This is a genomic window from Kitasatospora sp. NPDC059747 (genome assembly GCF_042732955.1).
Lineage (GTDB): Bacteria > Actinomycetota > Actinomycetes > Streptomycetales > Streptomycetaceae > Kitasatospora.
In genome coordinates this window covers 37,752-62,434 of record NZ_JBHWGV010000037.1, presented here as the reverse complement: position 1 = coordinate 62,434, position 24,683 = coordinate 37,752, and the positions used below count along the sequence as shown (strand labels likewise).

At 75.6% G+C, this 24,683-nt stretch carries 14 protein-coding genes; 9 read left to right on the top strand and 5 right to left on the bottom strand.

All coding sequences use genetic code 11. The annotated features are described in order from the left end of the window. Positions 1–2: 2 nt before the first annotated feature. Positions 3–1,640 (bottom strand): Re/Si-specific NAD(P)(+) transhydrogenase subunit alpha, encoded by a 1,638-nt coding sequence (locus ACFV4G_RS18410; RefSeq protein WP_380441502.1) that lies wholly within the window; start codon positions 1,638–1,640, stop codon positions 3–5. Between the two features lie 253 nt (positions 1,641–1,893). On the opposite strand from ACFV4G_RS18410, the gene ACFV4G_RS18405 reads away from it, so the two are divergent. Continuing rightward, a complete protein-coding gene (locus tag ACFV4G_RS18405; protein WP_380441500.1) occupies positions 1,894–3,672 on the top strand; it encodes a gamma-glutamyltransferase family protein in 1,779 nt (592 codons plus the stop codon). 178 nt (positions 3,673–3,850) lie between these two features. Here the strand turns inward: ACFV4G_RS18405 and ACFV4G_RS18400 are convergent, their stop codons facing one another. Continuing rightward, positions 3,851–6,736 (bottom strand): hypothetical protein, encoded by a 2,886-nt coding sequence (locus tag ACFV4G_RS18400; protein ID WP_380441498.1) that lies wholly within the window; start codon positions 6,734–6,736, stop codon positions 3,851–3,853. Positions 6,737–7,203: 467 nt separating this feature from the next. On the opposite strand from ACFV4G_RS18400, the gene ACFV4G_RS18395 reads away from it, so the two are divergent. After that, on the top strand, positions 7,204–8,145 hold the full coding sequence (locus tag ACFV4G_RS18395; protein WP_380441496.1) for a hypothetical protein: 942 nt from the start codon (positions 7,204–7,206) through the stop codon (positions 8,143–8,145). A 209-nt stretch (positions 8,146–8,354) separates the two neighbouring features. On the opposite strand, the gene ACFV4G_RS18390 is transcribed toward ACFV4G_RS18395, so the two are convergent. Together ACFV4G_RS18390 and ACFV4G_RS18385 are read right to left on the bottom strand one after the other, a co-directional pair. Further along, positions 8,355–8,504, bottom strand: coding sequence for a hypothetical protein (locus tag ACFV4G_RS18390; protein ID WP_380441494.1), 150 nt, complete (start codon positions 8,502–8,504; stop codon positions 8,355–8,357). 218 nt (positions 8,505–8,722) lie between these two features. After that, complete coding sequence (locus ACFV4G_RS18385; RefSeq protein ID WP_380441492.1) at positions 8,723–10,036, bottom strand: phage tail sheath family protein; 1,314 nt, start codon at positions 10,034–10,036, stop codon at positions 8,723–8,725. 201 nt (positions 10,037–10,237) lie between these two features. Between ACFV4G_RS18385 and ACFV4G_RS18380 the strand changes: the two genes are divergently transcribed. The 4 genes from ACFV4G_RS18380 (at position 10,238) to ACFV4G_RS18365 (ending at position 12,960) form a co-directional block, all read left to right on the top strand. Further along, entirely contained in the window at positions 10,238–11,179 is a 942-nt protein-coding gene (locus tag ACFV4G_RS18380; protein ID WP_380441490.1) for a MerR family transcriptional regulator, read from the top strand. Positions 11,180–11,333: 154 nt separating this feature from the next. Then, on the top strand, positions 11,334–11,846 hold the full coding sequence (locus tag ACFV4G_RS18375; protein WP_380441488.1) for a hypothetical protein: 513 nt from the start codon (positions 11,334–11,336) through the stop codon (positions 11,844–11,846). Between the two features lie 47 nt (positions 11,847–11,893). Further along, positions 11,894–12,235 carry a hypothetical protein gene (locus ACFV4G_RS18370; RefSeq protein WP_380441486.1) on the top strand — a complete coding sequence of 114 codons (342 nt, stop codon included), beginning with the start codon at positions 11,894–11,896 and terminating at the stop codon, positions 12,233–12,235. A 134-nt stretch (positions 12,236–12,369) separates the two neighbouring features. Next, positions 12,370–12,960, top strand: coding sequence for a hypothetical protein (locus ACFV4G_RS18365; protein WP_380441484.1), 591 nt, complete (start codon positions 12,370–12,372; stop codon positions 12,958–12,960). A gap of 338 nt (positions 12,961–13,298) precedes the next feature. Here ACFV4G_RS18365 and ACFV4G_RS18360 read toward each other — a convergent pair whose 3' ends face one another. Beyond that, positions 13,299–14,486, bottom strand: coding sequence for a LuxR C-terminal-related transcriptional regulator (locus ACFV4G_RS18360; protein ID WP_380441482.1), 1,188 nt, complete (start codon positions 14,484–14,486; stop codon positions 13,299–13,301). A 487-nt stretch (positions 14,487–14,973) separates the two neighbouring features. Between ACFV4G_RS18360 and ACFV4G_RS18355 the strand changes: the two genes are divergently transcribed. From ACFV4G_RS18355 to ACFV4G_RS18345, 3 genes are read left to right on the top strand one after another with little or no spacing between them, the layout of a single operon-like run. Continuing rightward, a complete protein-coding gene (locus ACFV4G_RS18355; protein WP_380441480.1) occupies positions 14,974–15,234 on the top strand; it encodes an acyl carrier protein in 261 nt (86 codons plus the stop codon). Between the two features lie 6 nt (positions 15,235–15,240). Further along, positions 15,241–18,303, top strand: coding sequence for an amino acid adenylation domain-containing protein (locus ACFV4G_RS18350; RefSeq protein WP_380441478.1), 3,063 nt, complete (start codon positions 15,241–15,243; stop codon positions 18,301–18,303). Continuing rightward, positions 18,300–24,671 (top strand): amino acid adenylation domain-containing protein, encoded by a 6,372-nt coding sequence (locus ACFV4G_RS18345; RefSeq protein ID WP_380441476.1) that lies wholly within the window; start codon positions 18,300–18,302, stop codon positions 24,669–24,671. The genes ACFV4G_RS18350 and ACFV4G_RS18345 overlap by 4 nt, the downstream gene beginning before the upstream one ends. The last annotated feature ends 12 nt before the right edge of the window (positions 24,672–24,683 follow it).

Here is a 24,683-nt window from a genome sequence, read left to right as displayed (position 1 = left end):
ACTCAACGCCTTTCGGAGGACGGCTGGGACGACGGGGACGACTGGGACGGCTGGGAGGTGGGGGAGATCGAGAACATCGACAGCATGCGGCGGGTGACGGCGAAGCCGCCGAAGACGTTCACGCTCGTCAGCAGGACCGCCACGAAGGACAGCGCCGTCACGAGCCGGCTCTCGTGCCCGATCTGGAGCAGGGCACCGATCACCACGATCCCGGAGATCGCGTTCGTCACCGACATCAGTGGGGTGTGCAGGGCGTGGTGGACCTTGCCGATGACGTAGTAGCCGATGACCACGGCAAGTGCGAACACCGTGAAGTTCCGGGCCAGTTGGGCCGGCGCGAAGGCGATCAGGAGGAAGGTCGCCAGCATCCCGAGGCCGATCAGCCCGAAGCGCAGCGGCGGGGTGAGCCGGGACGGCTTCGGGCCGATCTGCGCGGCAGCCGCTTGGCCGGTGGCAGCGGCGGTGGTGGCTGTGCCGGCGGTGGCGGCCGACACGGCCACGGGCGGCGGCGGCCAGGTGACCTCGCCCGCCCGGACGACCGTCACCGCCCGCTGCACCACGTCGTCGAAGTCGACGGCCAGCCGCCCGTCCCCGCCCGGCGTCAGCAGCTTCAGCAGGTTCACCAGGTTGGTGCCGAACAGCTGCGAGGCCTGGGCGGGCAGCCGGGCCGTCAGGTCGGTGTAGCCGATGATGGTGACCCCGTTGTCGGTGACCACGGCGCGTCCGGGCACGGTGCCCTCGACGTTGCCGCCCTGCGCCGCGGCCATGTCGACGATGACGCTGCCCGGCCGCATCGCCGCCACGTCCTCGGCCGTGAGCAGCCGGGGCGCCGGCCTGCCGGGGATCAGCGCGGTCGTGACGACGATGTCCACGTCCCGCGCCTGCTCGTGGTAGAGCGCGGCGGCGGCCCGGTCGTACTCGGCCGACGTCGCCCTGGCGTAGCCGTCCGAGCCCGCCTCCTGGGCGACCTCCACGGCCAGGTACTCGCCGGCCAACGACCGGACCTGGTCGGCGACTTCGGGCCGCGGATCGGTCGCCCGGACGATCGCGCCGAGGCTGGACGCCGCACCGATCGCGGCCAGCCCGGCCACACCGGCGCCCGCCACCAGGACCTTGGCCGGCGGCACCTTGCCCGCGGCGGTGACCTGCCCGGTGAAGAACCGCCCGAACACGTGGGCCGCCTCGATCACCGCCCGGTACCCGGCGATGTTGGCCATCGAGCTGAGCACGTCCATCGACTGCGCCCGGGAGATCCGCGGGACCGCGTCCAGCGCCAGCGCGGTGACGCCGCGTGCCGACAGCGCCTTCAGCAGTTCGGGGCGCTGCGCCGGTGCGAGCAGGGCGACGAGGGTCGCGTCCTCACCCAACCGGGCGATCTCGTCGCCCGACGGCGGGTTGACCTTCAGGACGACCTCGGCCGCCCAGGCGTCGCCGATGCGCGCGCCGGCCTCGGCGTACGCCGCGTCGGTGAAGCCGGAGGCCGTCCCGGCCCCCGACTCGACGACGACCTCGTAGCCGAGCCCGAGCAACTGCCGCACCGTCGGTGGCGTCGCCGCGACGCGGGTCTCCCCGACGCTCGACTCGGCGACCACACCGACGCGCTGGGGTGGATGGTGGTGGACCGGCACCTGTGCAGACATGTCTGGTACCTCTCTTCGCCGGAGGCGCTGCGGACCGGAGCAACTGCGATCGAGGGGGAGTCGGGATCCCCGCCCGGTGGTCGCTGGAACGTACACCTACCCACCCTGCGGGCCCATGGAGCGAACCAGTGACGATCCTCACCCTCCGGAGCAGCGCGGCTCCGGGCGGTGGCGGTGGTGACAGGACGGTCGGCAGTGGACACGATGGGTGCCAACCGGAGACGGCGGGGGCTTCAGGATGGGAGGGGTACCGGTGTTCACGACTCGACCGACCTTGCAGGGGACGTTCGGGATGGTCTCGTCGACGCACTGGCTGGCGTCGGCGGCCGGCCAGGCGGTGCTGGAGGACGGCGGGAACGCGTTCGACGCGGCCGTGGCCGCCGCGTTCACGCTGCACGTCGTCGAACCGCACCTGAACGGGCCCGCGGGCGAGGTGCCGATCATCCTCGCGCCCGCGGACGGGCCGGTGCGGGTGCTGTGCGGGCAGGGGCCCGCGCCCGCCGGGGCGAGCATCGGGCACTACCGCTCGCTCGGCCTGTCCCTCGTCCCGGGGACGGGACCGCTGGCGGCCGCCGTGCCCGGGGCGTTCGACGCCTGGCTGCTCCTGCTGCGCGACCACGGCACCAAGCGGCTGGCGGAGGTCCTGCGGTTCGCCATCGGGTACGCGGAGCACGGGCACCCGGCGGTCGAGCGGATCGGGGCGACCGTCGAGACCGTCCGGGAGCTCTTCGAACGGGAGTGGACGAGCTCGGCGGAGCTCTACCTGCCCGGCGGGCACGCGCCGCGCCCCGGCGCGCTGCTCACCAACCCGCCGCTCGCCGCGACCTGGCGGCGGCTGGTCGCCGAGGCCGAGGCCGCCGGGAGCGGGCGCGAGGCGCAGATCGACGCGGCGCGCCGGGTCTGGCGGGAGGGCTTCATCGCCGAGGCACTGGCCGGCTTCGCGGCCCGTCCCGCGCTGGACACCTCCGGAGAGCGCCACGCGGGCACCCTGACCGGCGACGACCTCGCGGCCTTCGAAGCGCACTACGAGGAGCCGGTCACGCACACCTGGAACGGGTGGACGGTCGCCAAGCCGGGACCGTGGAGCCAGGGCCCGGTGTTCCTCCAGCAACTCGCCCTGCTGCCGGACGACTTCGGGACGCTGGACGGGGCCGAGTACGTCCACACACTCGTGGAGGGCACCAAGCTCGCCATGGCCGACCGCGAGGCCTGGTACGGCGACGCGTTCGGCGACGCCGCCGAGGTGCCGCTCAAGGCGCTCCTGTCGCCCGGGTACAACGACGACCGCCGTGCCCTGATCGGCGGCCGGGCGTCCTACGACCTGCGGCCCGGCAGTCCCGAGGGCCGCGCGCCCAGGCTCGCCGAGTACGCCCCCGCCGAGGCGGCGCCCGGCTCCGGCGAGCCCACCGTCGCCAGGGACGGCGGCACCCGCGGCGACACCTGCCACGTGGACGTCGTGGACCGCTGGGGCAACCTCGTCTCCGCCACCCCGAGCGGCGGCTGGCTCCAGTCCAACCCCGCCGTCCCGGGACTCGGCTTCCCGCTCGGCACCCGCCTCCAGATGGCCGCCCTCACCCCCGGACTGCCCAACTCCCTCACCCCCGGCCGCCGTCCGCGCACCACCCTCTCGCCGTCCCTCGCCCTGCGCGGCGACCGGCCCGTCCTCGCCTTCGGCACCCCGGGCGGCGACCAGCAGGACCAGTGGAGCCTGCACTTCCTCCTCGCCCTCGCCCTGCGCCCGCCGGTGCGCGGCGGGCTCGACCTCCAGGGCGCGATCGACGAGCCGAACTGGCACACCGAGAGCTTCCCGAGCTCCTTCTACCCGCGCGCAGGCCGGCCCGGCAGCCTCTTCGTCGAGTCCCGCCTCGGCCCGGACGTCATCGAGGGCCTGCGCCGGCGCGGCCACGACGTCACCGTCGGGGGCCCGTGGTCGGAGGGCCGCCTGTGCGCCGTCGCCCGCGACCCCGAGACCGGCGTCCTGTCGGCGGCCGCCAACCCGCGCGGCATGCAGGGCTACGCCGTGGGCAGGTGACGCCCACCCAAGGGATGTTCCAGGGGAGTTCCAGACGTTCCAGGCGCGACATCGGGGTGCTCACCGCTGTTACGCGCTGAACTCGACGGTGACCGGCGATGACCTGCCCCGCATCAAGGCGCTCGTCAGCGCCGGGCCCGGCGGCCGAGGACCGGGCCGTCCGCCGGAGCCGGGCAGGTCACGGGCCGGCGCCGGGGCGGGCGGGCAGGGCGGCGCCGGGCGTCAGGCGGAAGCGTTCCGGTCCGGCGACCGGGCGGCGGTCGGCCGGGGCCGTGCCGTCGCGGCGCTCCAGCCAGGCCCGCAGGCGGTCCCGGGCGCTGCGGTCGCGTGCGGCGTCGGCGGTGGCCGGGGGCGTGCTGGTGGTCTCGCGCAGCAGGACGCGGGCGGGGCGGGTCGTGCCGTCGCCGGGGACGGTGTCGAGGACGGTGAAGGTGGTGCCGGGGGAGAAGACGACCTGCGGCACCTCGCCGTCGGCGGCGAACACGGCCGTCCGGCGCCCGGTCGTCGACCACACGGCGAACTCCACCGGCGTGCCGAGGTCGGCCGCGGGTGAGGAGACGCCGGTGACCGGCGCCGGCTCGACGAGGACCAGTCCCGGAGGGTAGGCGTCGAGGATCTCGGGCGGGACGTCGGCGCCGAGCAGCACCGCGCCGTGGTGGCTCGGCAGGCGGCGCAGGCCCGACGCCAGGCAGGCGAGGTAGGGCGCGAGCGGGCCGGGCGCGCCGCTGCGGGCCCCGGCGACCAGCGCGGCCGGGCCGGCGGGCACGTCGGCGCCCTCGTGGTGCAGCAGCACGGCGACCAGGTCGGGCTTGACGTCGTCCCGGCCGGTCGAGCGCAGGCCCGGCAGGCGGGTGACGGCCGGTTCGACCCGGCCGGCGCCGCGCTGGTAGCGGTCGCCGAGGAGCGAGCGGAAGGCGTCCCGGTCGGCTGCGCTGCTCACGGGGGCGAGCGGCGGGACGTCGGCGGGGGTGAAGTAGCGGGCCGTGAGGGCGATCGGCTGGGCGGGTGCTTCGGGCTGCTCCGGCACCTCTGCGGCCTCTGCCACCTCGGGCGTCCCTGCCACCTCGGGCTCCTCTGCCACCTCCGGCTCCTCGGGCTCCTCCGGCTCCGGGGCCACGGGCGGTTCAGGCGTCGGGGCTGCGGCGGGCTCGGTGGAGGCGGCGGGCTCGGTGGGGGCGGCGGGTTCGGTGGGGGCGGTGGGCCGTTCGGCCGGGCGCTCGGCGGCGGGAACCCCGGCCGGAGCGGTGGCGCTCGCCGTCGCCTCCGCCGTCAACGGGCTCGCGGCGGTGGCCGGCCGGCTCGCCGGCGCCGCGCCACTGCTCGTGGCGAGTCCGGCGGGCTGGGCGGCCGGGGGAGCGAGCTCCGGATCGGCGGGTGTGACCCGTCCCGTCACGAACCCCTCGTTCCGGTGCGCCGGCAGGGCGAAGCGTTCCGGAACGTTCGGCGCGCTCGGGGTACCCGGCCTGCTCGCCCCGCTCGGCGTGCCGAGGCCGCCGCCCACCGCGTACGTCGTGGGGAGAGCCGGAGCCGGGAGACCGTTCTGCGTGCGGGCGGGCGGGTTGAGCCACACCAGGCCGTGCATCCGTGCGAAGAACCGGGCGCTGCTCTCGGACGCCGTGTCGACCAGGCCGTGCAGCAGCAGCCCGAAACCCCGTGCGCCGTCACCGGGCAACTGGTCCAGCAGGGCGGACAGTTGCTCCCACACGTCGTGCGGGATCAGCCGGGCCTGCTCGCCCACCACGAGCAGCGGGCGGGCCGGGTCCGGGCGCAGGAAGCGCGGCGCCCACGCGTACGGCGGCTCGGGGCGCAGCCAGAGCCCGGCCGGGACGGCCTCCAGGCACCAGAACGGGAAGGCGCGGAACAGTCCCGGGCCGACGGTGTCCCACCCGGCGCCGCCGTTGCGCCAGGCGGTGCTGACGGTGTCGTGACGGCTGCCGGAGGTCAGCCGGATCAGGTACGGCTCCCAGGTGGTGGCGCCGCGGTGGTCGAGCACCCGGGTGGTGAACGCGCCGTCGCCCGCGACCGGGAGGCCGACCGCGGCGTGCACGGGCCGGCCGAGCCGCTCGGCGAGCGTGCCGGACAGGGCGGCGAGCGCCCCCGGGTCCGCCCACGGCGCGCTCACGAGGAGCTGGTCGGAGCCGGTCGGCAGGGACAGCGCGGCGTCGGCGAACTCCTCGGGGGTCAGGACGGGTTGGGTGGGCGTGCCGACGAGCAGCGGCGTCGTGCCGGGCGGTGTCGCGAGCTGCTCCAGGAACGGCATCCCGGCCTCCGGGCGGGCCGTCGCGTGGCTGAGCCAGAAGCCGTTGGCGAGGCGCTGGACGACGACCGAGGCGGGCAGCGTGGTCGGGCGCGCCGCGGCGACCGTACGGGTGGGGACGGGGGTGGGGACGGGGGTGGGGACGGGGACGGCGGGCGGCGGCCACGCGGCCGGCCCGGTGGCGCCCCACGCCGGACCGGCCGGCGCCGGCCACGCCGCGGGCTCGGGCGGCGCCTGGCCGGGTCCGACGGCGGTCGCCGCCTCGACGGTCTCCCGCAGCCGCCGCGGACGGCCGCCCGGCGGGCAACTCCACCACGCGGCGGGCTCGGTGGCACCCTCGGGCGCGGTCACCTTGAGGGTGCCGTCGGGCTGGATGGACACCAGACCGTCCGGGGCCACGACCGGCAGTCCGGCCTTGTCGGCGACCACCTCGGCGGGGCGTCGCCCACCCGGGCCCAGCGCGGCGAGACCGGAGGCGGCGAGGATCAGCCGGGCAGCGCCCCGGGTCCGGGCGATCAGCCCGAGCTCGGCCATCTGCTCGCGCAGCACCGGCGCGGCGTCGGCCGCCGCCGCCACGACGACGAGGGCGTCCGGCACCGGCCGCAGGCTGCCCATCGCCGCCGCCAGCTCGTCGTCGCCCACCTCGCGCGGGGCGATGACGTAGTGCGGCCCGAACGGCCGCAGGATCGACCGCGACGGCCCCCGCCGCCCGGCCGGTACGGGGGGCGGAGCGGACGGCGCCCCACGACGGCCGAACCGGCGGCGCAGAGCCGGTGCGGACGAGGCCCCGGACTGCGGCGCACTCATCGCGCCACCCGGCCGGCGTCCGTCCGCCGGTGGGGCGGGCGCCGGCACGTGATCGGCGTTCCGGCGGCGCGCCGGCCGGCGTCCGTCCGCCGGTGGGGCGGGAAGGGCGCTCCGGCGACGGCGCGGACCACGTCCGTCGGCCGGTGCGTACGCCGGGCCCGGGCGGAGGTCCGGTGAGGTTCCACCTCGGCCATTGGCGTACGCCTCCCCTGATCGTTCGTCGGGACCCACCCGGTCGGTGCCCTGCCCAGCTATACGGCCCGCGCCCGCCCGGCGGTTCACCACCGGCCGGTCGCCGGCGCCCGGCCGGAGCCGCGGACCGGTGCCGCCCCGGCCGGGTGCGGGCGCCCATTCGTCCGACGTGACGCAGATCACGTCTCGGTCTTCCGGATTCTTTGCCGTTGTGCCGTGCTCCCGTCCCCGGAAGTAGAGCCTGCTCGTACGAGTCGCAGAGGAGAGTCATCGCCGTGTGCATCGACGGTGTGTGCATCGAGTTCCGGCCGGGCCCGGGGCTGCCCGGGCAGTTCCTGACCGACGTGAACTACCGCGGGGCCGACCGGCGCCGGCGGGAGCGCTGCCAGTCGGTGCTGGTCGTGCCCGGCGCGGACCGGGCAGACCCGCACCTTTTCATCAAGCTGCTGTACATCACCAGGAACCGGCCCGCGCAGATGCTTCGGATCTTCGGGTTCGACGACGCGGCGGACGCCATGACGAAGGCCGGTCTGAACACCGCACTCGCCGAGGTGCCGCCCGTTTCGGTCGCCGTCCTGCTGATCTGTCTGGCCAGGTCGATCAGGCACCTCGGCTCCCCGCCACCGCCGCCCGCCCGGGCGGCCCTCGTCGCGGCCCTGGCCGCCCGCTTCGCGGCCCTCGTGGGAGACCTCGAAGGCGTGGACGACTTCACCAGCAGGGTGCTCGGCAGGGCGCGGCCGGAGGAGTGGCGAGAGGGAGTGATCGACGCGCTCCTGGGCGATTGGGTGGACGGACTCGGGGACTGCCGCAGCGATCCCGAGCTGGTGGCGCTCCTCGACCGTTGCGCGAAGGAGGAACGCAAACGGTGGCTGCCGTTGTGGAAACGGGGGACGAGGAACGGCCCCACCCGGCTGACCAGCGTCACGATCGGCGCGGGCGTGACCCTGGAGGACGCTCTCACCGACCACCGCAGCGCCGAGGACGTGGTCCTGCGGCACGAGTTCGACGACGAGCGGATCGGAGCGGTCCTGCGCGGCCTGACCGCCGACGAGGCCGCCGTCGCCGTCCGGCTCGCGCGGGACGGCGGGAGCTGGCTCCAGGCGGCCGTCGAAGCGGGCCTGCCGCCCTCGTACGGCGACCGGGTGCGCCGAAAGCTCCGGCGCCGGGGCGCCCTCCACGCCGAGCGCACCGCCGCGGCCGCGAGGACGGCCCGATGAGCGACCTTCTGCGAGCCGCGTTGCCCGAGTTCCTCGCGGGCCTCGCCACGGCTGCCGTCGTCGCGGTCCTCCGGTCGTTCCGGAACCGGTGGCGACGGCCGGCCCGTCGTCCCGGCGTCGGCCTCGGCGTCGAAGCCGAGGCCGAGAGCGGACGCCGGACGCCGGCGGCGACGCCGGGTCCGGGCACGCGGCCGGGCGGGAGCGGCCGGTTACCGCAGCCGGAACAGGGCCACCGCTTCGTCGATCCGCCCGAGCTCCAGGAGTAGCCCCGCCAAGGTGCGGCGGTGCCAGGAGCGGGCGGGGCCCAGGAGGTCCACGGCTTCCTCCGGGCGCCCCGCCTCGGCGATCAGCTCTGCCAACTCCCTCGCCACGAACGGGGAATCGGCATCCAGTCCCGGTACCCGCCACGGGCCCGGCGGCCGAATCCGGCGGCGTTCACGATCGCGCGCCCTACTGCCCGGCCGCCGAGGAGCCTCCGGCCGGCCACCGGAGCAGGAAGTCGGCCGGTCCGACTTCCTGCTCGGGCCGGGAGCCGCGAGCCGCGAGCCGCGCAACGGCGGGGCGGACAGGTGTGCCGTCAGGTGGCCTTGGGGGCCTCTCCGGACTGTCCCGCGATCTGGGTGATGGTGAAGTGGACGAACTCGGCGGGGCGCACGGGTGCGACGCCGATGTCGCAGATGACCTTGCCGTCGTCGATGGTCTTGGGTGTGTTGTTGGTGTCGTCGCAGATCACATAGAACGCCTCGTCCGGCGTGCGTCCCACGAGGGCGCCCTGCCGCCACTGGTCGGTGAGGAAGGAGGACACGGAGTGCCGCAGTGTCGCCCACAGCCGTTCGTCATTGGGCTCGAACACCGCCCAGGTCGAGGACTGGTGGACGGAGTCGGCGAGGTAGGACACGAGGCGGCGGACGTTGAGGTAGCGCCAGTCGCGTGTGGTCGACCTGGTACGAGCGCCCCATACGAGCAGGCCCCGGTCCGGGAAGAGCCGCAGGCAGTTGACGCCCTTCGCGTTCAGCTCCCCGTGCTGGTCGTCCGTGAGGACGGTCTGGAGTTTGAGTGCGCCGCGGAGGTTCTGGTTGGCGGGGGCCTTGAAGACGCCGCGTTCGGCGTCGGTGCGGGCCCAGACACCCGCCACGTGGCCGCAGGGCGGCACGGTGCGCTCGACGGCGTCGACGCCCGGGACCGTGATCCACGGGTAGTACAGGGCGGTGAAGGCGGCGTCGTCGGAGTCGCGCGAGCCGAGCGTGTCGGCGAAGGCCGCCGCCTCGGCCGGGGTCAGGCCGGGCGGCGGGTCGAGGATCGCCAGCCGGTTGCGCTGCTCGGTGCAGTGCTTGACGACCTGGGCCATCCTGCCGACGCCCGCGGCGTGGTCGGGCGCCGGCGCCTCCTTCTCGGCGGAGGCGTCCGCGGTCATGTCCCAGAGGCTGGGGACGGCGACCATGGTGACCTCGGGAACGGTCTCCAGGGCGGCGAGGCCGGTGCGGGCGTCCGTGTTCCCCTTGAGCTCCTCGGGCGAGACGGCGCTCTGCGGCCTGGTGAAGCCCACCACGTAGCAGGTGCTCCCGCCGTTGGCGAAGAACCCGTAGACCGCTTCGGCCAGGGGCAGGCACCGTTGCAGCGTGTGGATCGCGGCCGGTTCGGTCGCGTCCGCGAGCTCCTTGGCGATTCCCTGGACGCTGTAGCGGGCGGCGAACTCCTGCCAGCTGCGGATCTTCTGCGGGACGACACGCTCGGCGTCGGTGAACGGCTCGGGGGCCGCGCTCGGATCGTCGTTGGCGGAGGCCTTCGTGTAACCGAGGAACGCCGGGACCGATGTGCTCGCCCCGGTGATCGTGCGTACTCCGCTGGGGAGCTCCGTCACGAAGACCCCTGGCGGGTTCTGACTGGGCATCCACACTCCTTGAGGTGAGAGGGCCGCTGCTGGTGCGAACGGCGAGTCCGTACCCACCCCAGCGCAGCGAGCTGCCCGGCCACTCCTCTGAGAGGGCAAACCACCGCTTCGAGTGAAGCCTCTGTGTGACTGACGGGTGGTCTGCCGCCGGCAGGCGGGTGGGCTTGAGTCTCCTGTAGGGGGAGGTGGGAGGGTGAGGGCATGGACGGCGACACGCTCTACCCGATCGGTGATCTGGCCCGGCGGACCGGTCTGACGGTCAAGGCCATCCGGTTCTACTCCGACTGCGGGATCGTGCCGCCGACCGACCGTAGCCCGGCCGGCTACCGCCTCTACGGCATCGACGCCGTCGCACGTCTGGACCTCGTGCGGACGCTGCGCGACCTGGGACTGGACCTCCCTGCCATCCGGAAGGTCGTGGACCGGGAGATCTCCCTTCCCGAGGTCGCCGCGGCGCACGCCGAAGCACTGGCGGTGCAGATCCGGACGCTGCGCCTGCGGTGCGCGGTGCTGACGGCGGTGGCCAGGCGCGGGTCCACCCCTGAGGAGATGGATTTCATGCACAAGCTGGCCAAGCTCTCCGAGGACGAACGTCGACGGCTGATCGGCGATTTCCTCGACACCGCCTTCAGCGGGCTGCTGGACGCCAACCCCGAACTCGTGGGGATCACGCGGTCGATGACGCCCGAGCTGCCCGACAACCCGGAGGCCGAGCAGGTCGAGGCGTGGGTGGAGCTGGCCGAGCTGTCCCAGGACCCGGACTTCCGCGCCGGCACGCGGCGCACGGTCGAGCACTACGTGGCCGATCACGCCCGGGTCGGCACCACGTGCCCGCGCCGTGACCCTGCCGCAGCGGTCCTCGACCAGGTCGGCCCGGCCCTGGCAGCCGGCATCGACCCGGGCTCGCCCCAGGCCGATCGGGTCGTTGCGGCGGTCATGGCCCAGTACGCGGACGCCGTGGGGCGCCCCGACGACGTCGACCTCCGGCGCCGGCTGTCGACCCGCCTGGAGACCGTGAACGACCCTCGCAGGGAGCGGTACCTTCAGCTGCTCGCCGTGATCAACGGCTGGTCGGCGCCGGAAAGCCTGGCGCCGGCCTTCGACTGGTTCATCCGGGCACTGGGCGCCCGGATACCGGGGTAGCAGGCCGGTCGCGACATGGCGCGGCCGGACCGGCGAGCCGGCGGCGCGGGCGCCGGCGCCCTTGGTGGCCTTCGTGCTCGTCGACGACGGCCCGGCCGGCCCGCCGCCCAAAAGCGGTCGACAACCCCGACCGGCTGCCCGATAGGGTGCCGACGTGGACATGGAACAAGCCTGGCAGGCCGCCGAGTTGCGGTGGAGGTGCGGAACGCTCGCCGGATTCGTCGCGGCCTGCACCGACGTCGAGGGGCGTGCCCGGGAGGCGGCCAGGCTGGCCGGGGAGGTGTTCGCCACCGACCCCGGGGACGTGGCGGCGTTGCAGGCGATCCACGGCGTTCTCGCCACCTGGGCCGACGAACTGGGGGACCATCCGCACCGGCCCGCCGTCCGCCGGCCCGAGGAAGCGGATCGCCGCATCCGCGACCACCTCAAGGACGTCCTGCGCACCCGGCTGCCCGCCACGGCCCGCGACCGCCTGGCGGCCGTCCAACTCTCCCTGGACGTCGACTTCGACGTGCTGCGCCGGCTGCGGACGCTGTCCGCCGAGGAGCGCGAGGACGTCTTCTACGTCTACGGCCGCGCCACGGCTGCCCTGGACCTCGGTCACCTGGACGAGGCCGAGCGCGGGGCGAAGCACCTCGACGCCCTGCGACGGCAGTACGCCGGCTAGTACGCAACTTGGCGGCGCAGTACCGCGCCCGGGAGAGGAGAACCGGCATGACGACGAGTCCGCTGCCGTTGGACCTGCACGAGGACATGCAGGTCTGGTCGTACCGCGTTTCGCACCGGACGCTGCTGTTCCGCAGCTTCTGGAAGCAGGGGAGGGACACGGCCACGGAGGTCGAGTTCGTCAGTGTCCTGGCCATGAAGACGCGGTCGGGCTACCAGGACCTGGAGATCCGGGAGGCGGATTCCGACCCGGAGATCGAGGCGCTGGTCGACGTGCCGGGCCCGGCGTCGGCTCGCTACCTGCGGCTCCACCTGCTCAGCGGTGGTGTGCCCGCGGGTTTCGTCGTCTGCGGGGACGTCCGGGTCCGTCAGGTGCCGGTGGACGAGTGACCCCTGGCCGGTCGAATCCGGCGGGGCCCGGTCGAGCCCGGTCGAGCCCGGTCGAACCCTGGAGGGCCCGCCGCCCGTGGTATCTGCTGAGGCCGGTCGGCGACCGGCGCGAGGACGGACGCGGGAGGACGACCATGGCCTGGTACCAGGGGCCGAGCCGGATCACGGTGACGGCGGTGGAGGGCCCGTGGCAGCAGCGGGCGGTGGTGACCGTGCGGGGCGCCGCGCCGGTCCTGGTCCCGGCGGCGGTCGGCGCCGTCCACGTGGTCGACGCCGCGAGCTGGCAGCTGGACCTGGAGCACTGCCACGAGGGCGAGTGGAGCCCCAACATCCGCGCGGTCCAGGGTCGTTGGCAGGAGGTCCGGGGCGTGCAGACGCAGCAGGTGCACAGCCGAAACCGCGACCGGGCCGGCGACCGCCAGGACCGCAACCTCGTGCTGCGGATCGAGCGGATCGAGCCGGGCGGCCGCACTCCGGCCGCCACGCCCGGCCTGCCCGCCGCGCGCCGCACCGCGACCGCCGACCCGACGGCCGCCCCGGCGGGCGCCGCACGGCCCACCACGGCGGGCGGACCGGCCGCCACCACGCCGGGCGCGGGCGCCCGCACGACCACCTCGACGGCCGGCTCGGACTTCCTCCGGCCCGCGGCCCCGTCGCGCCCGACCACCGCGAACACCGCGACCGGCTCGGCGGGCGCACGGACCACGACCTCCTGGGGCGCCTGAAGCAGGCCTGACGGCGGTCCTGACCGGTCCACCTGCTTGGTCGTCCGCCCCTGCCCGGTGGCCGGTTCGAGCGCCCGCTCCCGGGGACGGCAGGCCTCGTCGAGGAACTGTGCGGGCCGGCGGGCGTCGACCGGTCCGGCGCAGCGAGCTGGACGTGGCCGGGGGTGCGGGTGGCCGCCCGGAGGCCGTCGGTGAGGAGAGTGATCAGCCGGGCGACGTGCCCCCGCAACGCGGCGCGAGCGGTGGACGGCGCGCGTGGTCCCCTACGGGGCCGAACAGTTGATTGACCTGGATGAGCCAGGATGAGCGAGGCGCTGCGGTAGCGCGGCCGAGCCGGTTCAGAAGACGCCGGGGGACTCGTCCGGCCCGGTGCCGAGCCGGCGCTGGGCGCCGGTGAGGTAGCCCGCCTGGAAGCGGCTCTCGGCGCCCAACTGCGCGAAGATGTCCGCGATGTACTTGCGGCAGGTGCGCAGCGAGACGCCGAGCCGCCGGGCGATCGTCTCGTCCCGCAGGCCCTCGCTGAGCATGCCGAGGATGGTGCCCTTGAGGTCGTCCCGCAGGCCGCCGTCCAGCGGGGCCGGATGGTACGGGGTCGCCATCTGCCAGTTGCGGTCGAAGGCGTCGCACAGGAAGCCGACGGTGGAGGGGTCCCGGATGACCACCGCGCCGCCGCTGGTCCGGTGGTGGGAGATGAAGGCCACCCGGCGGTCGAAGGCGATCATCCGCCCCAGGAGCTCGGGCAGGGTGCGGACCTGGGCACCCGCCGCCGTGACCCGTTCGACGTAGGCCTGGGTGGGGGCGTTGTGGCGCGCGGGGTGCTGGTAGAGGGTGCGCATGCGGACGCCGCGCCCGATCATGGCGAGGTCGCGGGCGATCGAGCGCTCCAGCTCTCCGGGCGGGCGGCCGCCGCCCGGCTGGGCGGTCATCACCTCGGACTCGCAGGTGGCGCCGGCCTCGTCGAGCATCGCGATCACCTCGCCGAGCGCCTCGACGGGCTGCAGCGGAGCGCCCCGGTCGACGTCGTCGACGCCCGCGTCGTACATGGCGTTCACCGAGTCCACCACGTCCCAGACGGAGAGGACGCCGGACAGCCCGCGGCGGAAGCGGGACTCGGCCGCGGCCACCTCCGCGCTGGCCTGCTGCGGGTCGACGGCCTTCCAGGCTCGCTCCATCGCCGGTCTGTCCGCCGGTCTGTCCACCGGTCTGCCGTCCGGTCTGTCCTCCGATCCGCCCTCGGGTCCGTCCGCCGGCCCGCCCGGTGGTCGGAGCGGCCCCGCGGGATCGAGCGGATCGAGCGGCCGGACCAGGGGGACGGCCGCCAGCGACTCGACCGCCCGGGCGACGCGTTCCTGGGGCAGTCCGAGCCCCACCGCCGCGTCCGGGATCCGCAGCACGCCCCGGTCCACCGCCCACCCGTAGACCTGGATCTCCTCGGCCTGCAGCGCCTGGAACCTGGTCACGATGTCCGTTTTTGACACCTTGTCCACTCTTTCTCCCACGTGCAGCTTGATGTAAAGCATCATCATGCGGGCTCGGTGACTGGACTGCCAAGCTCCGAATTCCCGATGCTGATGTCAACGGCGTTCGACGGGCGATCCCCGGCGGCGCAGGCATCCATCCCACGGGGGCACATCGTGCAGTTCTCCAAGAAAATCCGCGGAATCCTCCGGACCGGCGCGGCCGTGGCCGCGGCAGCCCTCGTCGCGACCCTCGCGGCGGCCGCCGGGACCGGTCATCTGCCGGGCCGGGAGCCGTCGACTTCCGTTGTAGCGCAGGCTGGTGGCAACGGCGACACCGGCTGGGGATAGGCCCGGGCGGCCTGATCCGACGGATACGGACGGGCCCCGTCCAGCGGGCTCTACGCGGGTTTCGTCCCCCCTCTCCCGGGGCGCCGCCCGGAATTGACTCGCATCACTCCAATATTTCGCAGCAATAACCGTTCCCCAATTCCCGGGAAAGGGCTTGCTGTCATGTCCACAAGTGGTAATCGGAATTTTCTGGAGGCAGGTTCAGATGTCCCAGCCGAACATTTCGGCCGACCGTGTCGACGCGGCTGCGGTCCGGGCGATGGTGGCGGAGGCGCTCGGGGTCGACGTCCCCGGCGACGGGTCGTTCATCGGCCACGGCGGCGACTCCTTCCACGCCGTGACGCTGATCGCCCGGATCGAGGAGGAGTGGGGCGTCGAGCTGGACTTCCTCGCCGTGCTGGACTCCACGCCGGACTCGCTGGCCGACGCGGTGAACGCCGCTCGCGCCGCCCGCGCGGAGAGCTGACCGGTCGTGGAACCGTCGCTGACGTTCGGTCCGGCCGCGGCCGTCCCGCCGCACGGCACCGCGCACGGCGCGGTGCTGGCCTGGGCGGACCGGACGCCGGACGCCCCCGCGCTGCGGGCCGGCGGCCGGACCACCACCTACCGGGGCCTGGTCGGCCGGGCCCGGGAGGTTGCCTCCCGCCTGGTCGAACTCGGCCTGCGGCCCGGTGAGTTCGTGCCGGTGTCGGCCCGGCCGGGGGAGGCCTTCGCGGTCGCGGCGCTCGGCGTGCTGCTGGCGGGCGCGGCGTTCGCCGCCGTCGATCCCCGGTGGCCCGCCGGACGGCTCGCGGACGTGGCCGAGGACCTGGGTGCCCGCTTCGTGCTCGACGCCACCGGGGAGGGAAGCACCCTCGCGCTGCCGGTCGTGAAGCTGTCGGACGGCGAACCGCCGTGCACACGGCGGGACTTCGCGGCGCCCCGGGTCGGCGCGGATGACCCCGCGTGCGTCTTCTTCACCTCGGGTTCCACCGGCCGCCCCAAGGGCGTGGTGATCCCGCACCGCGCGATGATCCGCACCTTCGTCGACGGCGGCTACGCCGACTTCGGCCCGGACACCGTGATGCCGCTGCTGGCCGCTCCGTACTGGGACGCGGGCGCGCTGGAGACGTTCGGGCCGCTGCTCAACGGCGGTTGCGCGGTCGAGGCCCGGGACGGCCTGCTCACCCCGGCCGAGCTGCGCCGGCTGGTGCGCGAGGACGGCGTGAACACGCTCTGGCTGACCAGTTCGCTGGCCAACCTGATCCTGGACGAGGAGCCCGGGGCGTTCGCCGGCGTCCGGCACCTGATGACCGGCGGCGAGCGCGTGTCGCCGCCGCACCTGGCCGCGTTCCTGGCCGCCTGCCCGCGGGCCCGGCTGACCAACGGGTACGGCCCGGTGGAGTCGATGGTCTTCGTCACCGCCCAGGACGTCACCGCGGCCGAACTGGCCGAGCCGGACGGCGTTCCGGTCGGCCGCGCGGTGCGCAACACCCTGCTGGCCGTGGTGGGGGACGACGGCGCGCCGCTGCCGCGCGGCCGGGTCGGTGAACTGTGGGTCGGCGGCGACGGGCTGGCGCTGGGCTACCTCGACCGTCCGGAGGAGGAGGCCCGTCGGTTCGGCGTCCTCGACATCCCCGGCCGGGGACCGGAGCGGGTGTACCGGACCGGGGACCTGGTGCGGATGGCACCGGACGGCCGGCTGTCCTACGTCGGGCGCGCCGATCGCCAGTTCAAGCTGCGCGGGTACCGGATCGAGCCGGGCGAGGTAGAGCGCGCGGTCGCCGCGGTGGCCGGGGTGCAGGAGTGCTTCCTGGTCCCCGTCCGGACGGCGGAGGGGACGGTCACGAGCACCGTCTGCGGCTACACCGTCGAGCCGGGCCGGACGCTCACCGACGAGCGGGTGCGCGGCGCGAGCGCGGCCGTGCTGGCGGCGCACCTGCGGCCCGACCGGTTCGTCCGACTGGCGTCGGTGCCGCTGGGCCCGACCGGCAAGGCCGACCTGCGGGCCCTGGAGCGGCTGCTCGTCGGAGAACCGCCCGAGGCGGCACCGACACCGGCGGCGGACGGATCACCCGCGCTGAGCGAGGTGCGACGGATCCTCGGCGACCCCGCACTCGCCGGGGACGACGACCTCCTGGCCGACGGCGTCAACTCGCTCCAGGTGCTGAGGATCGCCGCCCGGCTGTCCCGCCTGCTGGACACCGAGCTCTCGGCGGGCGACGTCTACCGGCACGGCACGGTGGACGCCCTGGAGCGGGAAGCCCGCCGCCGTCCACCCGGACCCGTCGGGCCCACCGGACCGGCCGGCGACGGCGGGCCGACCGAACTCTCCGCCGGGGAGCGCCGCTTCTGGATCGCCGAACGGCTGGCGCCGGGCGCACCCGGGCACGTCGCGGTGAGCCGGATCGAGATCACCGGGCCGGTCGACGGCGACCGGCTGGAACGGGCGCTGGCCGCCGTGGCCGCCGCCCACCCGGCGCTGCGCACCACCTTCCCGCAGCTGCGCGGCCGCCCGCACCGCGCGGTGGCCGCCGAACCCGCCCTGCCGCCGCTGCTGCGGCGCTCGGGCGACGAGACCGCCGCCCTGCCGGCCCTGACCGCCGAACTGGCGGCCCGGGTGCACGACCTGGTGAACGGCCCGCTGCTCGCCGCGGGTCTGCTGTCGCACGGCGCCGAGCGGCACACGCTGGTGCTGGCGGTGCACCACACGGTCTACGACGGGCACTCGGAGCAGGTGCTGCTCGCCGACCTGGCGGCGGCCTGGTCCGGCGTCCGGCCGCGGCCCGCCCCGGCCGCGCCGACCGGCCCGGTCGGCGACGCCGAGCGGCACCGGGCCTTCTGGCGGGCCGAGCTGGCGGGCCTGGAACCGCTGGACCTGCCGGGGGCCAGGCCGGTGACCATGAAGGGGCTGTGGACCGCTCCGGTGGTCGAGCGCCCGGTCGTGCTGCCGCCCGGTTCGGCCGCCCTGCTGCGCGCGGCGGCGGCCCGGCTGCGCCGTCCGGCCCTGGCGGTGCCGCTGGCCGCCTGGTGGCGGGCGCTGTCCGGCTGGAGCGGCCGGCTCGACTTCGCCGTCGGCGTCGTGGTGGCCGACCGCGCCGCCGCCCACGAGCGCACCATCGGCTTCCTGGCCAACAGTCTGCCGGTCCGGATCGCCGGGACGCCGGGCGCCTCCGGGCCCGAACTGACCGGGCTGATCGGCGAACGGCTGCTGGAGGTGTTCGAGCACGCCGCGCTGCCCACCGACGAGATCGCCGCGCTGGTGCCCCGCCCGCCCGGCGGCCGCAGTCCGCTGTTCCAGACCATGCTGGTGTTCCAGCGGGTCAACCCGACCGTACGGCTCGGGGGTTCGACCCTCCGGCCGCGACCCGCCCCTCCGCTGGGCGCGCAGGGCGAACTGGTCTGCGAGCTGTGGGAGGACGGCGACGACCTCGTCGGCAGCCTCCAGGCCCCGGCCGGCCTGCTGCCGCCCGCCGTCCTCGGCCTGCTGACCGACCTCCTCGAATCCGAGCTGACCCTGCTGCTCGCCAAGGACCTCACCAAGGACCTCCCATGACCGACACCTTCCTCCCTCCGGCTCCCGCCGAGGCCGCCGGACCGCTGCCGCTCTCGTTCACCCAGGAGCGGATCTGGTTCGAGGAGCAGCTGCGGCCCGGCGGCTCCGCCTACCACATGCCGGTGATCTCGCGGGTGTCCGGCCCGCTCGACGTGGCCGCGCTGCAGCACGCCGTGGACGCCGTGGTGGCCCGGCACACGGCGCTGCGGACGGTGTTCGCCGAGCCGGACGGCACGCCCGTCCAGCGGGTGCTGCCCGAAGCGCCGGTCCCGGTCGCCACCGAGGACGTGCGCGCGCTGCCCGATCCGGCCGCGGCCGGGCTGCGGCTCGCCCAGCGGGAGGCCGAGCGGTCGTTCGACCTGGTCGCCGGTCCGCTGCTGCGGGCGCTCGCGGTGCGGACCGGCGAGCAGGAGCACCTGCTCGTCCTGACCTTCCACCACCTGGTGTTCGACGGCTGGTCGTTCGGGCCGTTCTTCGAGGAGCTGTCGGCGGCGTACGGCGCCGCGCGGGCGGGGGAGGCGCCGGCGCTGCCGCCGTTGCGCCGCCGGTTCGGCGACGCCGTCCGCGCCGAGCGCGAGCAGCTGACCCCGGAGACCGTGGACGGGCTGCTGGAGTGGTGGCGCGCGTACCTGGCGGAGACGCCGAGGGTGCTGGAGCTGCCCGCGGACCTGCCGCGGCCCGCCGTCCGCGGCCGCAGCGGGGCCCAGGCGCGGCTGCTGCTCGACGCCGGGCTGAGCGACGGGGTGCGCGAGCTGGGCCGGGCCCACGGCGCCACCCTCTACATGACGGTGCTGTCGGCCTTCGGCGTGGTACTGGCCCGCCAGAGCGGCCAGGAGCGGCTGCTGGTCGGCTCCCCGGTCTCCACCCGCCGGGCCGGCGACCACAACGCGCTGGGCTGCTACCTGACCACCCTGCCGGTGCGGCTGGACCTGTCCGGCGGCCCGTCGTTCGGTGACCTGCTCGGCCGGGTCCGCGCCAGTGCGCTGGAGGCCCTGGCCCACCAGCGGGTGCCGTTCCAGCGGCTGGTGGGCGAACTGGCCCCCGAGCGGGACCTCGGCCGCACCCAACTGATCCAGGTGTTCTTCAACGTCCTCCCGCCGGCCGCCCCGCTCGCCCTGGCCGGGTGCGCGGTCGAGCAGTTGCCCTTCCCGGAGATCGACAACAAGTTCGACCTGACGCTGTACGTCTCCACCGAGGGCGGGCGGCTGGCCCTGGAGGCGGTGTACGACGCCGGGCTGTACCGGGCCGAGCGGATCGCCGACCTGCTGGAGCAGATCGCGCTGGTGCTGCGGCAGGCCACGGCCGACCCGGCCCGCCGCACCGGGGAGCTCGCGCTCGCCACCGGCCGGGCCGCGGCCCTCGCCCCCGACGCGACGGCCGAGCTGACGGCGACCCACCCCGGTCCGCTGCTGGAGCGGCTGGCCGGGCACGCCGAACGGAGCCCGGAGCGGACGGCCCTGGCCGGACCCTCCGGCGCGCTGACCTACCGGGAGCTGGCCGACCGGGTCGAGCGCCTGGCCGGGCGGCTGGCCGGAGTCGGCGTCGGCGCCGGCGACGTGGTGGCCGTGCACGCCACGCGCGACCCGGCCACCGCGGTGGCGCTGCTCGCGGTCTGGCGGGCCGGAGCCGCCTTCGCGGTCCTGGACGCCGACTACCCGGCAGCCGAACTCGCCCTGCGGGCCGAGGAGCTGCGGCCCAAGGCCTGGCTGGCCACCGGCCCGGGCGAGCTGCCCGACCAGGCCCGCGCCGTTCCCGTGCTCGCCGTGGCGGACGACCCCGACGCGCCGCCCGCCGTCCGCCACGCCGCCACCGCGGACGACCCCGCCTACGTCGCCTTCACCTCCGGTACCACCGGCCGCCCCCGCCGGATCGTCGGCGGCCACGGCCCGCTGGCCCACTTCCTGCACTGGTACGCCGACGCGTACGCGATCACCCCGGGCGACCGCTTCTCGGTGCTCTCCGGGCTCGGCCACGACCCGTTCCTGCGCGACGTGCTGGCGCCGCTGTGGGCCGGCGCGACCGCCGTGTTCCCGGCGGCGGACCTGCGGGACGCCCCGGCCCTGGCCGAGGAGCTGCACCGCGAGCGGATCACCGTCGCCCACCTGACCCCCGCACTGGCCGATGCGCTGGCCGCCGCGGCCGGACCGGGCTGGCCCGCGCTGCGGCTGGTCGGCTTCGGCGGCGACGCGCTGACCCGGCGCACCGTCCGGGAGTGGGCGGCCCTCGCCCCCGCCGCGGACCTGCTCAACCTGTACGGGGCGACCGAGACCCCGCAGGCCGTGTCGGTCCACGTGGCCCGGCGGGCCGGACAGGCCGCCCCGGAGGGGGAGGGCCGGATCCCGCTCGGTCCCGGGATCGACGAGGTGCAGCTGCTGGTGCTGGCCGGCGACCGCCCGGCCGGCCTCGGCGAGGTGGGCGAGCTGGTCGTGCGCACCCCGCACCTGGCGCGCTACGCCGACCCGCTGACCACGGACGGCTACGGCGACAACCCGCTGAGCGGGCACCGGCCCGACCCGGTCTACCGCACCGGCGACCTCGGCCGGCTGCGCCCGGACGGGCTGGTCGACCACCTCGGCCGGGCCGACCACCAGGTCAAGGTGCGCGGCTTCCGGGTCGAGCCGGCCGAGATCGAGGCGGCCCTCGCCGGGCAGGACGGCGTGCGCGGGGCCGTGGTGCTGGCCACGCCCGAGCAGCGCGGCGGCCACCGGCTGACCGCCTACCTCGCGACCGGCGGCACCCGCCCCGACCTGGGACGGCTGCGCGCGGCGCTCGCCGCCCGGCTGCCCGAGTACAAGGTGCCGTCCGGCTGGGTGGTGCTCGACGAGCTCCCGCTCACCGCGAACCGCAAGGCCGACCGGGCGGCGCTGCGCGCCCTCGGCCGCGAGGAGGCGGCGGTCGCCGCGTACGTGGCCCCGGCGGGCGAACGGGAGGAGCGGATCGCCGAAGTGTGGCGGGAGGTCCTGGGCCGGGAGCGGATCGGCAGCCGGGACGACTTCTTCGCGCTCGGCGGGCACTCGCTGCTCCTGAGCCGGGTGCTGGTGCGCCTGCGGCAGCGGTTCGGCGTGCGACTGTCGCTGCGCGAGCTCTTCGCCCACCCGACGGTCGCCGGGCTGGCCCGGCTGGTCGGGCGGCACACCGGGGCGGGGCCCGAGCGGCCGGTCCCCAGGAGCGGGGAGTCCGAGCCGGCGCCGCTGTCGTGGACCCAGGAGCGGCTGTGGCTGGAGGACCAGCTGCGCCCCGGCGATGCCGCCTACAACATGCCGCTGGTGCTGCGGGTGCGCGGCCCGCTGGACCGGACCGCGCTCCAGTCGGCGGTGGACGCCGTGCTGCGCCGGCACGCGGTGCTGCGGATGCGGGTCGCCGTCGTCGACGGGGAGCCCGTCCAGCAGGCGGTGGCCGACGCCTCGGTGACCGTCCGGTACCTGGAGCCCGCCCCCGGGGCGGCCCTCGCGGAGGCGATGCGGGAGACCAAGCGCCCGTTCGACCTGGCCGCCGGTCCGCTGCTGCGGGCGCTGGTGCTGCACACCGCCGAGGACGAGCACCTGCTGGTGCTGACGGTCCATCACATCGCCTTCGACGGCTGGTCGTTCGGCGTCCTCCTCGACGGTCTGTCGCAGGCCTACCGGGCCGCGTGCGAGGGCCGGGAGGCCGGGTTCGGCGACGGGCTGCAGTTCGCCGACGTGGCCCGCTGGCAGCGCGCCGAGTCGGCCGGAGAACCGCTGACGGAGCTCCTGGACTGGTGGACGGACCACCTGGCGGACGTCCCGACCGTGCTGGAGCTGCCCACCGACCGCCCCCGGCCCGCCGTCCAGGCGCACCGCGGCGCGCGCCACCGGCTGGCCGTCGACCCGGACACCGCCGACCGGCTGCGCCGGCTCGCCCGGGAGTCCGGCAGCACCCTGTACCTGACCCTGCTGACCGCCTTCGCCGTGGTGCTGTCCCGCCACAGCGGGCAGGAACGGCTGCTGGTCGGCACCCCGGTCGCCAACCGGGAGCGCGCCGAGTTCGAGGACCTGGTCGGCTGCTTCCTGAACACCGTCCCGGTCCGGCTCGACCTGCGCGGCGCGCCGTCCTTCGGCGAACTGCTGGGCCGGGTCACCGAGGACGCCCTGGCGGCGTTCGCCCACCAGGGCGTGCCCTTCGGCCGGCTGGTCGGCGAGCTGGCACCGGAGCGCGACCTCGCCCGCAGCCCGCTCGTGCAGGCGCTGTTCGCGCTGCAGAACGTGCGGCTCGGCTCGTTCGAGGCCCCGGGCGTGACCAGCGAGCTGGTGGAGGTCTCCGAGGCGAACGCCCAGTTCGACCTGAACCTGCGGATGCTGGACACCGGCGGCGAGATCCTCGGCTGGCTCGACTACGACACCGACCTGTTCGACGCCGCCACCGTCGAGCGGCTGGCCGGCCGCTTCACCGCGGCGCTGGCCGCCATGGCCGCCGACCCCGCCGCGTGCACGGCCACCGCCGACCTGCTCCCGCCCGCCGAGCGCCACCGGGTGCTGCACGAGTGGAACGCCACCGACGCCCACTGGCCGCTGGAGCGGACCCTCACCTCGCTGCTCGCCGAGCAGGCCGGACCGGGCACCGGCCCGGCCGCCGGGCGGATCGCGGTGCGCTGCGAGGGCCGGGAACTGAGCTACGCCGAACTGCACCGGCGGGCCAACCGCCTGGCCCGGCTGCTGCGCGGACACGGCGTCGGCCCGGACGTGGTGGTCGGCGTGCTGATGGAGCGGTCGGTCGAGCTCATGGTCGCCCTGCTCGCGGTGCACAAGGCCGGCGGCGCCTACCTGCCGCTGGACCCCGGATACCCGGCGGACCGGCTGGAGTTCATGCTCGCCGACGCGCAGGCGCCGGTGCTGCTGACCGACTCCGGCGCGCCCGCGATCGCCGCCGCGGGCCGCACCGTCGTCGCGGTCGGCCCGCACACCGCCGCCGACCTGCCCGACCACGCGCCCGAGCCGACGGCCGGCCCCGACCACCTGGCGTACGTCATCTACACCTCGGGCTCCACCGGCCGCCCCAAGGGCGTCCAGGTGCCGCACCGGGGCATCGTCAACCGGCTGCTGTGGATGCAGGACGCCTACCGGCTCGGCCCGGACGACACCGTGCTCCAGAAGACCCCGATCAGCTTCGACGTCTCCGTGTGGGAGCTGTTCTGGCCGCTGTTCACCGGCGCCCGGCTGGTGCTGGCCCGTCCCGGCGGCCACCGCGACCCGGACCACCTCGCGCGGCTGATCCAGGACGAGCGGGTGACGGTGTGCCACTTCGTGCCGCCGATGCTGGAGACCTTCCTGTCCGCCGCGCCCGCCGAGCGCTGCGGGTCGCTGCGGATGGTGGCGTGCAGCGGCGAGGCACTGCCTGCCGGGACGGCCCGGCGCTTCCACCAGGCCCTGCCCGGGACGAGGCTGGAGAACCTGTACGGCCCCACCGAGGCCTCGGTCGACGTGACCCGCTGGTCCAGCCGGCCGGACTGGGACCGCCCGAGCCTGCCGATCGGTGCGCCGATCGCCAACACCCGGGTGTACGTGCTCGACCGCTGGCTGGCCCCGGCCCCGCTCGGGGTGCCCGGCGAGCTGTACCTCGGCGGCGTCCAGCTGGCCCGCGCCTACGGCGGCCGGCCGGACCTGACCGCCGACCGCTTCGTCCCCGACCCGTACGGCGCGCCCGGCGACCGGCTCTACCGCACCGGCGACCTGGCCCGCTGGCAGCCGGACGGCACCGTCGAGTACCTGGGCCGGATCGACCACCAGGTCAAGGTGCGCGGCTTCCGCATCGAACTCGGCGAGATCGAGGCGGCGCTGGCCGCGCAGCCGGGCGTCGGCCAGGTCGCGGTCATCGTCCGTGAGGACGAGCCGGGCGACCGGCGGATCGTCGCCTACCTCACGCCGGGCGACGGACCGGCACCCGACCGGAGCGCCCTGCGGGCCGGACTGGGCCGCACGCTGCCCGAGCACATGCTGCCGAGCGCCTTCGTCCCGCTGGACGCCCTGCCGCTCAGCCCGAACGGCAAGCTGGACCGCCGCGCCCTGCCCGCTCCGGACCGCGGCGCGGCCCCGGAGGCGTACGTCGCGCCCCGCACCCCGGTGGAGCGGCAGCTCGCCGAACTCTGGCAGCGGGTGCTGCGGCTGGCGCGGATCGGCGTCACGGACAACTTCTTCGAGCTCGGCGGCGACTCGATGCACGCCGTGCGGGTGGTCGGACAGGCCCGGGAACAGGGCCTGGACATCCCGCTGACCGAGCTGTTCACCCACCAGACCGTCGAGGCCGTGGCCGGCTGGCTGGACTCCCGCACGGAGACCGGCGGACAGCAGCGCCGGGCGACGGCCTTCGGGCTGCTCTCGCCGGAGGACCTGGCCCGCCTGCGCGCCAAGTGACAGGCCACTCAC

What these genes read in the sequence shown, in the direction of transcription:
- ACFV4G_RS18370 (WP_380441486.1), top strand. Translation starts at nt 11,894, where the DNA reads ATGACGACGAGTCCGCTGCCGTTGGACCTGCACGAGGACATGCAGGTC.
- ACFV4G_RS18345 (WP_380441476.1), top strand. Translation starts at nt 18,300, where the DNA reads ATGACCGACACCTTCCTCCCTCCGGCTCCCGCCGAGGCCGCCGGACCG.
- ACFV4G_RS18385 (WP_380441492.1), bottom strand. Translation starts at nt 10,036, where the DNA reads ATGCCCAGTCAGAACCCGCCAGGGGTCTTCGTGACGGAGCTCCCCAGC.
- ACFV4G_RS18410 (WP_380441502.1), bottom strand. Translation starts at nt 1,640, where the DNA reads ATGTCTGCACAGGTGCCGGTCCACCACCATCCACCCCAGCGCGTCGGT.
- ACFV4G_RS18400 (WP_380441498.1), bottom strand. Translation starts at nt 6,736, where the DNA reads ATGAGTGCGCCGCAGTCCGGGGCCTCGTCCGCACCGGCTCTGCGCCGC.
- ACFV4G_RS18355 (WP_380441480.1), top strand. Translation starts at nt 14,974, where the DNA reads ATGTCCCAGCCGAACATTTCGGCCGACCGTGTCGACGCGGCTGCGGTC.
- ACFV4G_RS18365 (WP_380441484.1), top strand. Translation starts at nt 12,370, where the DNA reads ATGGCCTGGTACCAGGGGCCGAGCCGGATCACGGTGACGGCGGTGGAG.
- ACFV4G_RS18360 (WP_380441482.1), bottom strand. Translation starts at nt 14,486, where the DNA reads ATGATGATGCTTTACATCAAGCTGCACGTGGGAGAAAGAGTGGACAAG.
- ACFV4G_RS18380 (WP_380441490.1), top strand. Translation starts at nt 10,238, where the DNA reads ATGGACGGCGACACGCTCTACCCGATCGGTGATCTGGCCCGGCGGACC.